Origin of the sequence: Sulfitobacter sp. 1A13353, from assembly GCF_043557255.1 — a bacterium.
GTDB lineage: Bacteria > Pseudomonadota > Alphaproteobacteria > Rhodobacterales > Rhodobacteraceae > Sulfitobacter > Sulfitobacter faviae.
In genome coordinates, this window is record NZ_JBIFFS010000003.1 from 77,738 (window position 1) to 91,904 (window position 14,167).

Genomic DNA, 14,167 nt, shown 5'->3' on the forward strand with positions numbered 1-14,167 from the left:
CCGGTGTCAGCAGGTCGGTTCGAATTCTTGCATCAGGGCCGAAGCCCCCGGGCCTTAGGCCAGCGCGAGGTTGGTCGCGGATTCACGGCCGTCACGGCCAGCTTCGATGTCGAAGGTCACTTTCTGGTTGTCGGCCAGGCCGGTCAGGCCAGCGCGCTCAACAGCGGAAATGTGCACGAAAACGTCTTTGCTGCCGCCGTCGGGTGCGATGAAGCCGAAGCCTTTAGTTGTGTTGAACCATTTTACGGTGCCAGTGGCCATATCCGTAGTCTCCATATTGATGCCATCCGCGTTGGTGCGATGGCCCGGCGTGGTTGGTCTGGATCGATAGACTGAGCGCCGTATGAGGGAGACAGTGGGTCGAAAAAGATAACGTCTGCACCGTCTATATTGCACTCGGGGGGGATTCGTTCAAGGGGCATCGCATTTTGGCGGGTTTCGGCGGGTCCGGCAGCGCGAATTTCGGCAAATTCCCGCCACGAAGTTTCGTGATCCCCATATTTTACGGGAAACGCGCCAAATTTCACCGTCCCGAGTTTGCCGCAAACCGGTCTCATTACTGCCCGGCGTAGGTGGTTTTTTGCCAGAAAGCCCCAAGTGCGCCTGCCAGCGCCCCCCATGTGGAGTAACGAGACATGATGCGTATCCTTGCCGTAGACGATGACCCGGTCATCCTTGATCTGCTCACAGGTTGCCTGACCGAGAATGACAATTACGAGCTGACCTGCTGCGAAAGCTCGGAAGAAGCGCTGGAGATCATGCAGGAGTCGAACCGGCCCTTCGATTCCTTCCTGCTTGATATCATGATGCCGGGCATCAATGGGATCAGCCTGTGTGAGATGATCCGCGATGTGCCGTTTTACCGCGCCGTGCCGATCATCATGATCACCGCCAGCAAAGAGCCTGCGATGATGCAGCGGGCCTTTGACGCGGGTGCCACGGATTTCCTTTGCAAACCGTTGGATGGTGTCGAACTCAGCGCGCGGATCAATGCCGCCAGCATGCTCAACGCGTCATTGCTGCGTGAGCGTGAGGCGCAGCATACGCTGGCCGAGTTGACGCAGATGATGCAGATCCGCTTTGACGAGGATTTCGACCTCGATGTCTCGGCCTGTAGCAATGTCTCCGCGCTTGAGAATTACCTGCTGCGCCTGCCGAGCGGCTGTTTCTCGATGAGCCTGTTTTCGATCTCGGTCGAGGGGGCGCGCGGCATCTACCGCGCGGTCAAGGCGCCGGCCTTCCGCCGCCAGATGGAGCAGGTGGCCCGCGCTTCGGTACATTCGCTGGAGGGCATGCGTTTTCATCTGGCCTATGCGGGCAGCGGGCGTTTCATCGGCGTGGTGATGAGTCGCGCGCGGTTGAACACCGCCTCTATGGCCGAGCGGATGCGCGAGCATCTGGAGAAGAACTGGGATGGCAAGGGCATGAACGGCGGGCTGCCCCCGTCCTTGCAGGTGCATTCGGTGACCGAACAGCGCCTCTGGTCGGGTCTGTCGGCAAGCAATAAGCTGCGCGAATATCTGCAAAGCTGGGATCCGCTGCATGGTTTGGTGCGGCATGATGAGGATAACCTCTTTGCCCAGCTGGAAACGGCGATCGACGACGAACGCTGAGGGCAGGAGCCTTTGAAGGGATAGACCCGTCCGCATTGCGGGCGGGTTTTTGCGTTGAAGGTAAGCGGTAAGGGCATCGCCCTCCCTGGGGGGCGATCCGCTACCGCGCTGTTTGGCAGGGCGCTGCAAGATGTGGAGGTCTGGCAAGCTGTTGTAGCGTTGCAAAATCGTCCTCCGGGGGGAGGGAGGGCGATGCCCGGTGTGTCACCGGGCGGCCCAGTGGCAAAGTAGCGCACGAAAAAGGGCGCCGGAAATCCGACGCCCTCCAAATTGCTAAGTCGCAAGGGTTACCGCGCGAACTTCTTGTGCTTCAGGCGCTTGGGCTCCAGCGCATCGGCACCCAGACGGCGCTTCTTGTCTTCTTCGTAGTCCTCGAAGTTGCCCTCGAACCATTCCACATGCGCTTCGCCCTCGAAGGCGAGGATGTGGGTACAGATACGGTCAAGGAAGAAACGATCGTGCGAGATGACCACGGCGCAGCCAGCGAAATCTACCAGCGCATCTTCGAGCGCGCGGAGGGTTTCGACATCCAGATCGTTGGTCGGCTCGTCGAGCAGCAGCACGTTGCCGCCCTCTTTCAGCAGCCGCGCCATGTGCACGCGGTTGCGCTCACCGCCCGACAGGAGGCCCACTTTTTTCTGCTGGTCGCCGCCCTTGAAGTTGAAGGACGAGCAATAGGCGCGGGAATTCACCTCGGCGTCGCCGAGCTTGATCAGTTCCGCCCCGCCTGAGATCGCCTGCCAGACGGTGTCTTCGGGGTTCAGGTCGTCGCGGCTCTGGTCGACGTAGGACAGCTCAACCGTGTCGCCGTATTCGATGGTGCCCTCGTCGGGTTTCTCATGGCCGGTGAGCATCTTGAACAGCGTCGATTTACCGGCGCCGTTGGGGCCGATCACGCCGACGATGCCACCGGGCGGCAGGGAGAAGTCGAGCCCGTCGATCAGCTGCTTGTCGCCCATGTGCTTCTTCAGACCTTCGACCTCGATCACCTTGTTGCCGAGGCGCGGACCGTTGGGGATGACGATCTGGGCGCGGGAAAGCTTTTCGCGTTCGGATTGTTCGGCCATCTCGTTATAGGCCGCGATACGGGCCTTGGATTTCGCCTGACGTGCCTTGGCGCCTTGGCGCATCCATTCAAGCTCGCGCTCCAGCGTCTTTTGCTTGGACTTGTCCTCGCGCGCTTCCTGCGCCAGCCGCTTGGCCTTCTGCTCCAGCCAGTCGGAGTAGTTGCCCTCGTAGGGAATACCGCGGCCACGGTCGAGTTCGAGGATCCAGCCGGTGATGTCGTCGAGGAAGTAGCGGTCATGGGTGACGCAGAGGATGGTGCCCTTGTAGTCGATCAGGTGCTGCTGCAGCCAAGCGATGGTCTCGGCGTCGAGGTGGTTGGTCGGCTCATCGAGCAGCAGCATGTCGGGTGCTTCGAGAAGCAGCTTACAGAGCGCCACGCGGCGCGCCTCACCGCCCGAGAGGTTTTCCGGCATCGCGTCGTCCGGCGGGCAGCGCAGCGCTTCCATCGAGACGTCGATCTGGCTGTCGAGGTCCCAGAGGTTCTGCGCGTCGATGTCGTCTTGCAGCTTGGCCATCTCCTCGGCGGTCTCATCCGAGTAGTTCATCGCCAGTTCGTTGTAGCGGTCGAGGATCGCCTTCTTCTCGGCCACACCTTCCATGACGTTTTCGCGCACGGTCTTGGTCGGGTCGAGCTTGGGTTCCTGCGGCAGGTAGCCGACCTTGGCACCCTCGGCAGCCCATGCCTCGCCCGAGAAATCCTTGTCGAGCCCGGCCATGATCTTGAGCAGGGTGGACTTACCCGCGCCGTTGACGCCGACAACACCGATCTTCACGCCGGGCAGGAAGTTTAGGTGGATGTTTTCGAATGTCTTTTTGCCCCCGGGATAGGTCTTGGAGACGCCGGACATGTGATAGACGTATTGATAGGCGGCCATTGGAGAATCCTTGCAACGCGTTTTGGGGTTTGCAGTGCAATATCGCCCGGACGGCGCAATATCAAACACTCTGTACCGCACAGGCACCTTGCCCGGCGGCGGTTTGCGTGGCGCGCCCGTGGCGCGCGCAGGCGGCATGGCTGGGCAGGCTATTGGATGGTTTTGCAAGGGTTTGGCAGGCGATCCGCGTAGTCGATCAGTGAAATTCGGTCGACTTTTCTGCCGTTTTCGCGCTAGAATTTATTCAATCTGCGGTTGGACGGTAAAAACCGCCTACCGCAGAGTAGGGAGGTTGAAGGCGGTTCTCACCGTTCGCGGTGCGCCGGTTTCAGCGCAACAACAGGGAAATACTCATGACAAAATCCACCATCGTTGTGGGTCTGGACGGGTCGGAGGCCGGCGCGCGAGCCTTGGCGTTTGCCCAGTCACAGGCCAAACAGATCGGGGATTGTTCGATCACGGTTTGCTTTGTGATCGAATGGTCGCCTTTCACCTTTCAGACCAAGGAAGAGAACGAGCAGCGTCACAAACGGCGCGAGCAGGAGTTGCAGCGCGCCCATGACGTGGTGCTCGACCCTGCCGTGGCCGAGGCAAAGGCTGCCGGTGTCGAGGTTGAGGGGATCGTGCGACACGGCGACGTGGCCGATATCCTCGAAGCGGTGGCCAAGAAGCGCGGCGCGGTTCAGATCGTCGTCGGGCGGGTTGGAGAGCGGGGCCTCAAGCGGCTCTTTGGAGGGGTGACGGGCCGGTTGGTCGCGGGCTCCAGCGTGCCGGTCACGATCATTCCCTGAAAGGAAACGCCATGAACAAGTTACTGACCTTTGCGATGGCGGCCTTTGCGTCATTGCTGCCGAGCCTTGCCGCCGCGCAAGAGGCTGCGGGCATCGACCAACGTATCAACCAGATCTTTGCCGATTACACCGGCTGGTATGTGTCATTCATCTTTGCCCCGCTGCCGGGGACGAATTTCTCTTGGATCGCGCTTTGGCTGGTCGTAGGGGCCGTGGTCTTCACCGTCTATTTCGGGGCCATCCAGCTCAAAGGGTTCTGGCATTCGATCCAGCTTGTGAAGGGGGATTACTCCGATCCCGACGACGCGGGCGAGGTGAGCCATTTTCAGGCGCTGGCGACGGCGCTGTCGGGCACTGTGGGTCTGGGCAACATCGCGGGCGTCGCGGTGGCGGTCAGCATCGGCGGGCCGGGGGCGACCTTCTGGATGGTGATCGCGGGCCTGTTCGGCATGGCGACCAAGTTCACCGAATGTACGCTCGGGGTGAAATACCGTAACGAATTCCCCGACGGCCATGTCTCGGGCGGGCCGATGTATTACATCGTCAAAGGCTTTTCCGAGAGGGGCTTGCCACTGGGTGGCTTCATGGCGGTGCTCTTTTCGATCTTCACCATCCTCGGCGCGCTTGGCGGCGGCAATATGTTCCAAGCCAACCAAGCCCATGCCCAGCTTGCCGGTGTCTTGGGTGACTATCCGGGCTGGATCACCGGGGTTGTCCTTGCGGGCGTGACCTTTGCGGTGATCGCGGGCGGTTTGAAATCCATCGCGCGGGTGACTGAAAAGATCGTGCCTTTCATGGGCATCTTCTATGTGCTGGTCTCGATCCTGATCCTGATCATTAACTGGGATATGATCGGCTGGGCCTTTGGCCAGATCTTCATGGGCGCCTTTACCGGCCTTGGCGTGGTCGGCGGCTTTACCGGCGCGCTGATCCAAGGTTTCCGCCGCGCGGCGTTTTCCAACGAAGCGGGCATCGGTTCGGCGGCCATCGCCCACTCGGCGGTGCGCACCAAGGAGCCGGTGACCGAAGGTTACGTGGCCCTTTTGGAGCCCTTCATCGACACGGTGGTGATCTGCACCATGACCGCGCTGGTCATCGTAATCAGCGGTGTACTCAACCAAGACCCTGAAACCGGTCTCTACATCTGGAACGCCGAGGCGGGCCGGATCGCGACCGAGGGCGACGTGAGCGGCGTGGCGCTGACCTCGGCGGCCTATGCGCGGGCCTTCTCGTGGTTCCCGGTGCTCTTGATGGTGGCGGTGGTGCTCTTTGCCTTCTCGACCATGATCAGCTGGTCCTACTATGGCCTCAAGGCATGGACCTATCTCTTTGGCGAGGGGGCGGCGAAGGAGCTGACCTTCAAGGTGATCTTCTGCCTCTTCATCGTGATCGGCGCGGCGGCGAGCCTTGGGCCGGTGATCGACTTCAGCGATGCGATGCTCTTCTCCATGGCGATCGTGAACATCATCGCGCTCTACTTCCTGATGCCGATCGTGAAGCGCGAGTTGAACAGCTATGTCGCGCGGCTGCGTTCGGGCGAGATCGTGAAGCACAAGTAAGGGCTTCGCATTGACAAAGGGCTGCAATGCCCCTCCTTTGGCCCCTGATTTCGGATCGGGGGCCATTTTCTTGCGTAATACCATGCCATTCGCCACCAAAGGGCAGGTCGTGGGCCTGTTGGGCGGGTCGTTTGACCCGGCGCATGAGGGGCATGCGCATATCACCCGTGAGGCGTTGAAACGGTTCGGGCTGGATCGGGTCTGGTGGCTTCTGAGCCCCGGCAATCCGTTGAAAAAGCATGGCCCGGCCCCCATGGCGCAGCGCATGGCGCGGGCGCGGGCGGTGATGGATCACCCGCGGGTCGAGATCACGGGGATCGAAGCACAGTTAGGCACCCGTTACACAGCTGAGACGCTGGCCGCGCTGCGGCGGCACTATCCCGGGGTGCGGTTCGTCTGGCTGATGGGGGCCGACAACCTTGCGCAGTTCCACCTCTGGCAAGACTGGCGGCAGATCATGGAGACGGTGCCGGTGGGCGTGCTGGCGCGGCCTGGGCAGCGTATCTCGGCCCGGATGAGCCGGGCGGCGGCGCTTTATGCGCCCTACCGGATCGCGGGGCGGAACAGCCAGTTGCTGGGCCGGGCCATGGCGCCGGCGTGGTGTTTCGTCAATGTGCCGATGGTCGATGTCTCTTCCACCGCATTGCGGGCCGCGGGCGGCTGGCGCTCAGCGTAGCCGGGCCGAGGTGATGCCCGCCGTGATGATTACTGCCAGCCCCGCCCATGTCAGCGCATCGGGCAGGGTGCTGAACAAGAACAGCCCCAGCAGCACCGCCGCGATCAGTTGGAAATAGACCAACGGCGCCAGCCGCGTGGCGGGGGCTCGGCGGTAGGCATAGAGTAGCAGCAGATTGCCCAGCATCGAAAACAGCGCGCTCGCGGTGGCCAGCCCCGCGACGGGCAGGGTGGCTTCGGGCAGGTTCATCAACCCCAAAGGCAGCAGCATCATCGCGCTCATCGCCAGTTGGGTGAAAGTCAGCGCCAGCGGCGGGGCGAGGTCAGACAGCCAGCGCGACATGGTGAGAAAGACGCCGTAGAACAGCCCCGCGGCCACGGCAAAGAGCAGCCCCGGCCCGCCCGTGCCACCGCCCAGCCCCGGGCGCACCACCAGCAGCACGCCGCAAAAACCCAGCAGGATCAACGCGCTGCGCAGCAGGCTGATGCGCTCGCGCAGAAAGATCGCGGCCAGCAGGTAGCTGATCATTGGCCCGATAAAGAAGGCGGCGAAGACATTGGCGATCGCCTCGGTCCTGAGCGCGGTTTGAATGCAGGTGATCCCCAAGGCCAAGGTGCCGGCCCGCAGCCAGAGCCGCCAATCGCGCATCAGCCCCCATGTGCCACGGGGCAGGAACGGCAGCACCATCAGCGCCCCGATGGCAAAGCGCGACCATGCTACAAAGACCGGTGCCACCCCCATGCCAGAGGTCAGGATTTTACCCGCGCTGTCCCCTGCGGGGATCAGTGACATGGCGATGAACATGATCGGAATAGCGCGTTGCATGACGTTGGGCTAGCAGGTCGGCGGTTTTGTGCAACCGCGAAAGCTCCACCCTTGTCAGACCGGTTGTGGCCGAACGCCGCTTGGGGTTTATATCAAGCCCATGAGCCAGAGTTTTTCACGACGTTTCACACGCCGCATTTTCCTTGGGACGGCTGCCGCTGCGCTGGCGGCGGCCTCTGCTTGGGCCGAGCCGCCGACCACTTCGTTGCGCCCCGTGGGGCGCGATGCCGACCTGTATAAACAGGCCATTCCCAATGTGTCCGAGATCATCGCCGACAGCGGGATCACCGGCACGGTGGCCTTTGCCGTGGTCGACGTCGACACCGGCATCTGGCTGGAGGCGTCCAACGCCACCGATGGCATCCCGCCCGCCAGCAGCATCAAGGCGATCACCGCGCTTTATGCGCTGGATCAACTGGGGCCGGATCATGTGTTCGAGACGCGCCTTTTGGCGACCGGCGGTGTCGTCGATGGTGAGGTGCAGGGCGATCTGATCCTCGTCGGTGGGGGGGATCCGACCCTCGACAGTGACAATCTGGGGCAGATGGCCGAAGACCTGAAAGAAGCGGGCATCATCGGCGTGAAGGGCGGTTTCAAGGTCTATGAGGGCGCGCTGCCCGCGACCTTTGCGATTGACCCCGAACAGCCTGACCATGTCGGCTACAACCCCGGCGTCTCAGGCATCGCGCTGAACTACAACCGCGTGCATTTCGAGTGGAAGCGCAGCGGCGACGGCTATGACGTGACGATGGAGGGCCGCGCGGCGCGCTATGCCCCCGCCGTGCGCGTCGCCACGATGGAAGTCGTGGACCGTAGTGGGCCGGTTTATACCTACGAAAACCGGCCTGAGCGCGATGTTTGGACGGTCGCGGAAGGGGCCTTGGGCTCTGGCGGGGCGCGTTGGCTGCCGATCCGGCGGCCCGGTGTCTATGCGGGCGATATCTTTGCCACCATCGCCCGGAGCCATGGCATCAAACTGGGCGATGCGGAGCTGATCGAGACGCTGCCAGAGGGCGAGACCCTCGTTACCCACCGCAGCACCAAGCTGCGGCCCATCCTCAAGGACATGCTGAAATACTCCACCAACCTCACCGCCGAGATGGTCGGCATGGCCGCCAGCGCCAAACGGTTGGGCGCGGTGCCCAGCCTGCGCGCCTCTGCTGCCGAGATGAACAAATGGGCGATTGAGGAACTGGGCATGGAAAACCCGGCGATGATCGACCATTCCGGCCTTGGCGATGACAGCAAGATGACCGTGCATGACATGGCCGGGGGGCTGGCGCGCATCCACGGCACGGGGCTGCGGCCTATTCTCAAACCGGTCTATCTGCGCGATGATCGCGGTCGTCCTGAACGGGATAATCCGATTGAGATCGACGCGAAGACCGGCACGCTGAACTTCGTCTCGGCGCTGGCCGGGTTCCTGACCACACCCGAGGACCGGGTGCTGGCCTTTACGATCCTGACCGCGAATATCGAGGAACGGGCCAAGATCAGTCGGGCCGAGCGAGAGCGTCCGCCGGGGGCGCGGGCTTGGAACGCGCGGGCCAAACGTGTGCAACGTGGGCTGCTGGAGCGGTGGGGCCTGTTGTATAACGTCGCCGTGAAGCCCGAGCCGGAGGGCGAAGCCGCGCCTAAGACGCCAGCTGCGCCCGACCCTGATGCCGAAGCCGAGGTCGGGGCCGAGCCGGCAGTCGCGCTGGAAGAGTCCTAACCCGCGCTCAGGTCAGGTGCCGCGCCCGCGCGCCGCGTTCGATCGCGGCGGCGTGGAGCCGGTCGATGTTAAGCTCATAACGGATTTCTTCGAGCAGGCGCAGCTCGGCCTCGTCCAGCGTGCCATCGGCGGCGGCCACATCGCAGGCCAGCGCATAGGCCGTTTCATGCAAACGCTCCGGCAGGGCCTCGCGGATCAAGCCAAAGAGGGCATCCAATCCGTCCTCCTGTTCGAACAGGTCAAAGACCGTTTTGCCAATCGTCGAGACGCGATCATTGTCATAGCCCGAGAAGACCGGCAGCAGGTTCAGCGCGGATTCGATTTTGACCAGTTCGGCGGTGCGGATGTCCTCATCCGAGGCCGAGACCGCGATCATCAGCGCGACAAGGCTGTCTTGGGCGCTGAGCGAGAGGGAAGATGTGTCGGGCATCGCGGTATCCTTTGCACAGGTATGTTGCGGTGCAGAATATTGACCCTCAGGAAGTGAAGCAATAGGAACGGGCGACCCCGTGCGCATTGGGCGCAGGGACGCCAAAAGATGGATGATCTGACATGTCCGAGACCCGAGCCGCGGCACTCAGCAGCAAAGCATGGCCCTTTGAAGAAGCGCGCCGGGTGCTCAAACGCTATGCCAAGAAGCCGCCAGAGAAGGGTTACGTCCTGTTCGAGACGGGCTATGGCCCCTCGGGCCTGCCGCATATCGGCACCTTCGGCGAAGTGCTGCGCACCACGATGATCAAGCGCGCCTTTGAAGAGATCAGCGACATCCCGACCAAGCTGGTGTGTTTCTCGGATGACCTTGACGGTATGCGCAAGGTGCCGGGCAACGTGCCGCAGCAAGAGATGCTGGCCGAGCATATGCACAAGCCGCTGACCTCCGTGCCAGACCCTTTCGGCACGCATGAGAGCTTTGGCCATCACAACAACGCCATGCTGCGCCGCTTCCTCGACACCTTCGGTTTTGAGTACGAGTTCTATTCCGCGCGCGAATTCTACCGCTCGGGCCAGTTCGACGAGGTGCTGCTGCGCGCTTGCGAGAAGTACGACGAAATCATGGCGGTGATGCTGAAGTCCCTGCGCGAAGACCGCGCGCAAACCTATTCGATCTTCCTGCCGATCCACCCCGAGACGGGGCGCGTGATGTATGTGCCGATGAAGGAGGTCAACGCCAAGGACGGCACGATCACCTTTGACGACGAGGACGGCAACGAAATGACGCTGCCGGTCACCGGTGGCAACGTGAAGCTGCAGTGGAAGCCTGACTTCGGCGCCCGCTGGGCCGCGCTCGACGTGGATTTCGAGATGTACGGCAAGGAGCACGCCACCAACACGGCGATCTACGACCGCATCTGCGAGATCTTGGGTGGCAAGAAGCCCGAGCATTTCAGCTATGAGTTGTTCCTCGACGAGAACGGGCAGAAAATCTCCAAATCCTCGGGCAATGGCATTTCGATCGACCAGTGGCTGACCTATGCCAGCACCGAGAGCCTGTCGTATTTCATGTTCCTCAAGCCGAAGACGGCCAAGCGCATGTATTTCGACGTGATCCCCAAGGCGGTCGACGAGTATCACCAGCAGCTGCGTGCCTATGAGACGCAGGACGTGAAGGCGCGGCTGAATAACCCCGTCTGGCACATCCATGGCGGTGATGTGCCGAAGTCGGACATGGTGGTGCCCTTCTCGATGCTCTTGAACCTCGCCTCCGTGTCGAGCGCCGAGGACAAGTCGCAGCTTTGGGGTTTCATCCAGCGCTACGCGCCCGAGGCCACGCCCGAGACCAACCCGGGCATGGATGCCGCGGCGGGCCACGCGGTGCGCTATTTCAACGACTTCGTGAAGCCCACGAAGGTGTTCCGCGCGCCCACCGAGCTTGAGCGCGAGGCGCTGGAAGACCTGCGCGACCGGCTCAAGGTTTGGGACGGCGGGCTGGATGCCGAGGCGCTGCAAAGCATGGTCTTTGCCGTCGGCAAGGAGCGTTTCGACCCGCTGCGCGACTGGTTCAAGGCGCTGTACCAAGTGCTTCTGGGCGCCGATCAGGGGCCGCGGTTTGGCGGCTTCATCGCGCTTTATGGCGTGGAAGAGACCGTCGCGCTGATCGACGATGCGCTGGCGGGCAAGCTGACCAGCGCGTGAAACTTTTGCCTCTGCCCTTGCGTGACTTAGATCATTCAGCAAGGGCAAGGGGGAAAGGCAATGCGCAAAGGGATGTTCACGTTTTTCGGAGGGCTGGTGTTATCGGCCCTCCTGAGCTTTGGCGCGATGGCGCAGCAGGCTGAGATCGAAGAGACGATCAACCGCCAGTTCGACGCTTTTCGCGCGAATGATTTCGCCGCCGCATTAGAATTCGCCACGCCGAATTTGCAGCGCTATTTCCAGACCCCTGAGAACTTTCGCAGCATGGTGAGCAATGGCTACCCGATGGTGCAGAACCCGGCGGAGGTGCGGTTCCTCGACCGGCGCGCGGATGGGGCGCGTTTTTATCAGGTGGTGCAGGTGGTCGATCCTCAGGGGTTCACGCATTTGCTGGGCTATCTGATGGAACGGACAGAGGCAGGCTGGCGCATCGGCGGGGTGCAAATCCTCGACGCGCCGGGGGCCAATGTCTGACCATTGTTGCGCCGCCTCCGCGCGGCGGGCCAAGTGTGGGTTAATGCATCGTTGATACTTCCCTGACCTCGCGGTTCGGCCCTCGCCGAGCCTGAGCAGTTGAGCGGCGCGCCCCGGTGGGAGGTGCGGACCGGGGAAAGGAAAAGCGATGAACAAGGCGATTACCGATGGCGTGGTGTTGATGCCCACCCCCTTTGCGGCGGGGCTAAATGTCTGGTCGAGCGGCGACGGCACGCCGGGGTCGGACACCTATGAGAACGCGGCCAATGCCGCCTTTGTCCCCGCGGATCAGGATTTTGGCGGGGCGCTGGAACTGCTAAAGACGCAGGCCACGCAGCGGCTGCGCTACATGGGGCAGACCCCGCTGCTGCCGGGCTGCTATCTGCGGGTCACGGCGCGGGTGAAGGCGGTGAGTGGCAACCTGCCGACGGTGCGGATCGCAGGCTATCCGGCGCAGGCGGGCGGGGGCCGGGTGAGCGGCGTGACAGAGGCCGGGCCGGCGGTCACGCTGACGGCCTATGGCGAGGTGGTCGAGGTCAGCGCGATCATCGGCAGCGGCGACCGCGGCGGGGTCGATATGGTCTGGGGCACCGGGGCCGTCTATGGGCATTTCGGGCTGGACCTGACCGGGCCGACGGGCGGCGTGGTGCGGATCGACGATATCGTGATCGAGGATGTCACCTCGGTCTTTCTGCGGGACATGCTGGCGCAGGTCGATGTGCGCGACTTTGGTGCGGTGGGCAACGGGGTGAGCGACGATACCGCCGCCTTCGAGGCGGCAAATGCCGCCGCGGCGGGGCGCACGGTGCTGGTGCCTGCGGGGAACTACCTGCTGAACGGGGATGTGACCTTTGACACGCCGGTCAAATTCGAGGGCCATGTGACCATGCCGGTGGGGGCGGTGCTATTGCTGCGCCGCAATTTCGATCTGCCTAGCTATATCGAAGCCTTCGAGAATGAAGAGACCGCTTTTCTGAAAGCCTTTCAGGCGCTTTTGAACAACGCGGATCACGACTCGCTCGATATGGGGGGGCGCAAGGTGAATGTGACCGGGCCGCTCGACATGCAGGCGGCGGTGCCGGACAAGACCAGCTATGCCACCCGTCGGGTGATCCGCAACGGCCAGCTTGAGGCCGCGTCGAGCAGCGCTTGGGACACGGTGGTGGTGACCTCGCAGGCGCGCTATGCGGCCGCGGACGCGCGCAAGCTGACCAATGTGACCAATATCGCCAATGTGCCGGTGGGCGCACTGGTTGAAGGGGCCGGGGTGGGGCGCGAGATTTATGTGCGGTCCAAGAATGTCGCCACGCAGGAGATCACGCTCAACGCGCCGCTTTACGACGCGGAAGGGACGCAGAATTTCACCTTCCGCAAGTTCCAATACATGGTGGATTTCAGCGGCTTCGCCTCGCTGTCGAAATTCGTGCTCGATGATATCGAGTTCCAGTGCAACAACCGGTGCAGTGCGATCAACCTCGCGCCCTCGGGGCTGATCTTTCACCTGCGGGACTGTTTTGTCAGCCGCCCGAAAGACCGTGGCGTCACCTCGATCGGGGGCGGCTGTCAGGGCATGTTGATTGACCGCTGCCAGTTCCTGTCGGCGGAGGATGCGCTGACGGTGCCGAACCGGACCTCCATCGCGCTTAACACCAACGCCAACGACGTGAAGCTGCGCGACTGCCGCGCCACCAAGTTCCGTCATTTCGCGCTGCTGGCGGGGGGCAACAGCATCGTGACGGGCAATCACTTCTTTCAGGGGGATGCGGTCGACAACGGTGTGCGCTCGGCGGGGCTGATCCTTGCTTCGGCCCATACCAGCGCGGTGGTGACTGGCAATTACGTCGATAACTGCTTTATCGAATGGACGAATGAGCAGGACCCGACCCCGGCCTTCACCACGGGCTATTCGTTCAGCGCGCTCAGCATCAGCGACAATATCTTTCTGTCCGGGGAGGTGGCCCCGTGGTTCAGCTATATCGTGGTTAAACCGCATGGTGCGGGGCATTTCCTGAGCGGGGTGACCATCACCGGCAACCGGTTCCGCAGCCTTAACGGCAGCATCGACCGGGCCGAGCGGGTGGATACGACCTTTGCCGATCTTAACCTGTCGCGGTGCAAGAACGTGGTGATGAAGGGCAATTCCTTCCATGCGGTGACCACGCAGGTTGAGAATATGGCCGAGATCGAGTTCACCCAGTCGACCCCGTCAGAGACTTGGGTGATTGATACCGCTGGGCATCTGCCGTTCGAGGGGCAAGCGCTCAACAGCGATGCGGTGGTGGCCCATGGGGCGATCCGCAACGGCAACAACGTGGCGCAGTTCGACATGCCTTATGTGAAACACGCGGAAGGGCCAGACCGGGATCAGTTGCACGTGGTTTGGCCGACGCCGGTGAAGGGCAAGGTCTCTGTCATGGTGCGGATGGACAACCGCTGACC

The 14,167-nt window shown here is 62.4% G+C and carries 12 protein-coding genes; 8 read left to right on the top strand and 4 right to left on the bottom strand.

All coding sequences use genetic code 11. The annotated features are described in order from the left end of the window. Positions 1 to 54: 54 nt before the first annotated feature. Complete coding sequence (locus ACGYLO_RS07720) at positions 55 to 261, bottom strand: cold-shock protein (RefSeq protein ID WP_067265226.1); 207 nt, start codon at positions 259 to 261, stop codon at positions 55 to 57. A gap of 374 nt (positions 262 to 635) precedes the next feature. Between ACGYLO_RS07720 and ACGYLO_RS07725 the strand changes: the two genes are divergently transcribed. Beyond that, positions 636 to 1,613: a response regulator gene (locus ACGYLO_RS07725; RefSeq protein WP_271688979.1), complete on the top strand. Its 978-nt coding sequence runs from the start codon at positions 636 to 638 to the stop codon at positions 1,611 to 1,613. A gap of 287 nt (positions 1,614 to 1,900) precedes the next feature. Here ACGYLO_RS07725 and ettA read toward each other — a convergent pair whose 3' ends face one another. Beyond that, entirely contained in the window at positions 1,901 to 3,556 is a 1,656-nt protein-coding gene (gene ettA, locus ACGYLO_RS07730; protein ID WP_271688980.1) for an energy-dependent translational throttle protein EttA, read from the bottom strand. 353 nt (positions 3,557 to 3,909) lie between these two features. Here ettA and ACGYLO_RS07735 point away from each other — a divergent pair, with 353 nt between their 5' ends. From ACGYLO_RS07735 to ACGYLO_RS07745, 3 genes are all read left to right on the top strand, one after another. Beyond that, positions 3,910 to 4,347 carry a universal stress protein gene (locus ACGYLO_RS07735; protein WP_168612985.1) on the top strand — a complete coding sequence of 146 codons (438 nt, stop codon included), beginning with the start codon at positions 3,910 to 3,912 and terminating at the stop codon, positions 4,345 to 4,347. 11 nt (positions 4,348 to 4,358) lie between these two features. Next, positions 4,359 to 5,906: a sodium:alanine symporter family protein gene (locus ACGYLO_RS07740; RefSeq protein WP_271688981.1), complete on the top strand. Its 1,548-nt coding sequence runs from the start codon at positions 4,359 to 4,361 to the stop codon at positions 5,904 to 5,906. Between the two features lie 82 nt (positions 5,907 to 5,988). Beyond that, a complete protein-coding gene (locus ACGYLO_RS07745; protein WP_271689921.1) occupies positions 5,989 to 6,582 on the top strand; it encodes a nicotinate-nucleotide adenylyltransferase in 594 nt (197 codons plus the stop codon). Here ACGYLO_RS07745 and ACGYLO_RS07750 read toward each other — a convergent pair. After that, entirely contained in the window at positions 6,574 to 7,407 is an 834-nt protein-coding gene (locus ACGYLO_RS07750; RefSeq protein WP_271688982.1) for a DMT family transporter, read from the bottom strand. The two genes, ACGYLO_RS07745 and ACGYLO_RS07750, sit on opposite strands and share 9 nt — an antisense overlap. Before the next feature lie 100 nt (positions 7,408 to 7,507). Here ACGYLO_RS07750 and dacB point away from each other — a divergent pair, with 100 nt between their 5' ends. Beyond that, positions 7,508 to 9,121, top strand: a complete 1,614-nt coding sequence (gene dacB, locus ACGYLO_RS07755; RefSeq protein WP_271688983.1) for a D-alanyl-D-alanine carboxypeptidase/D-alanyl-D-alanine-endopeptidase — start codon at positions 7,508 to 7,510, stop codon at positions 9,119 to 9,121. Positions 9,122 to 9,128: 7 nt separating this feature from the next. Here dacB and ACGYLO_RS07760 read toward each other — a convergent pair whose 3' ends face one another. After that, positions 9,129 to 9,551, bottom strand: coding sequence for a tellurite resistance TerB family protein (locus tag ACGYLO_RS07760; protein ID WP_067268129.1), 423 nt, complete (start codon positions 9,549 to 9,551; stop codon positions 9,129 to 9,131). 122 nt (positions 9,552 to 9,673) lie between these two features. Here ACGYLO_RS07760 and ACGYLO_RS07765 point away from each other — a divergent pair, with 122 nt between their 5' ends. The 3 genes from ACGYLO_RS07765 (at position 9,674) to ACGYLO_RS07775 (ending at position 14,165) form a co-directional block, all read left to right on the top strand. Beyond that, entirely contained in the window at positions 9,674 to 11,254 is a 1,581-nt protein-coding gene (locus tag ACGYLO_RS07765; RefSeq protein WP_271688985.1) for a lysine--tRNA ligase, read from the top strand. Positions 11,255 to 11,314: 60 nt separating this feature from the next. Beyond that, complete coding sequence (locus ACGYLO_RS07770) at positions 11,315 to 11,728, top strand: DUF4864 domain-containing protein (RefSeq protein ID WP_271688986.1); 414 nt, start codon at positions 11,315 to 11,317, stop codon at positions 11,726 to 11,728. 148 nt (positions 11,729 to 11,876) lie between these two features. Further along, the gene (locus tag ACGYLO_RS07775) at positions 11,877 to 14,165 is read left to right on the top strand and encodes a glycosyl hydrolase family 28-related protein (RefSeq protein WP_271688987.1); all 2,289 of its coding nucleotides are present in this window, start codon (positions 11,877 to 11,879) and stop codon (positions 14,163 to 14,165) included. Positions 14,166 to 14,167 lie beyond the last annotated feature (2 nt).

Coding starts and splice junctions, on each gene's coding strand:
- ACGYLO_RS07720 (WP_067265226.1), bottom strand. CDS start 261: ATGGCCACTGGCACCGTAAAATGGTTCAACACAACTAAAGGCTTCGGC.
- ACGYLO_RS07725 (WP_271688979.1), top strand. CDS start 636: ATGATGCGTATCCTTGCCGTAGACGATGACCCGGTCATCCTTGATCTG.
- ettA (WP_271688980.1), bottom strand. CDS start 3,556: ATGGCCGCCTATCAATACGTCTATCACATGTCCGGCGTCTCCAAGACC.
- ACGYLO_RS07735 (WP_168612985.1), top strand. CDS start 3,910: ATGACAAAATCCACCATCGTTGTGGGTCTGGACGGGTCGGAGGCCGGC.
- ACGYLO_RS07740 (WP_271688981.1), top strand. CDS start 4,359: ATGAACAAGTTACTGACCTTTGCGATGGCGGCCTTTGCGTCATTGCTG.
- ACGYLO_RS07745 (WP_271689921.1), top strand. CDS start 5,989: ATGCCATTCGCCACCAAAGGGCAGGTCGTGGGCCTGTTGGGCGGGTCG.
- ACGYLO_RS07750 (WP_271688982.1), bottom strand. CDS start 7,407: ATGCAACGCGCTATTCCGATCATGTTCATCGCCATGTCACTGATCCCC.
- dacB (WP_271688983.1), top strand. CDS start 7,508: ATGAGCCAGAGTTTTTCACGACGTTTCACACGCCGCATTTTCCTTGGG.
- ACGYLO_RS07760 (WP_067268129.1), bottom strand. CDS start 9,551: ATGCCCGACACATCTTCCCTCTCGCTCAGCGCCCAAGACAGCCTTGTC.
- ACGYLO_RS07765 (WP_271688985.1), top strand. CDS start 9,674: ATGTCCGAGACCCGAGCCGCGGCACTCAGCAGCAAAGCATGGCCCTTT.
- ACGYLO_RS07770 (WP_271688986.1), top strand. CDS start 11,315: ATGCGCAAAGGGATGTTCACGTTTTTCGGAGGGCTGGTGTTATCGGCC.
- ACGYLO_RS07775 (WP_271688987.1), top strand. CDS start 11,877: ATGAACAAGGCGATTACCGATGGCGTGGTGTTGATGCCCACCCCCTTT.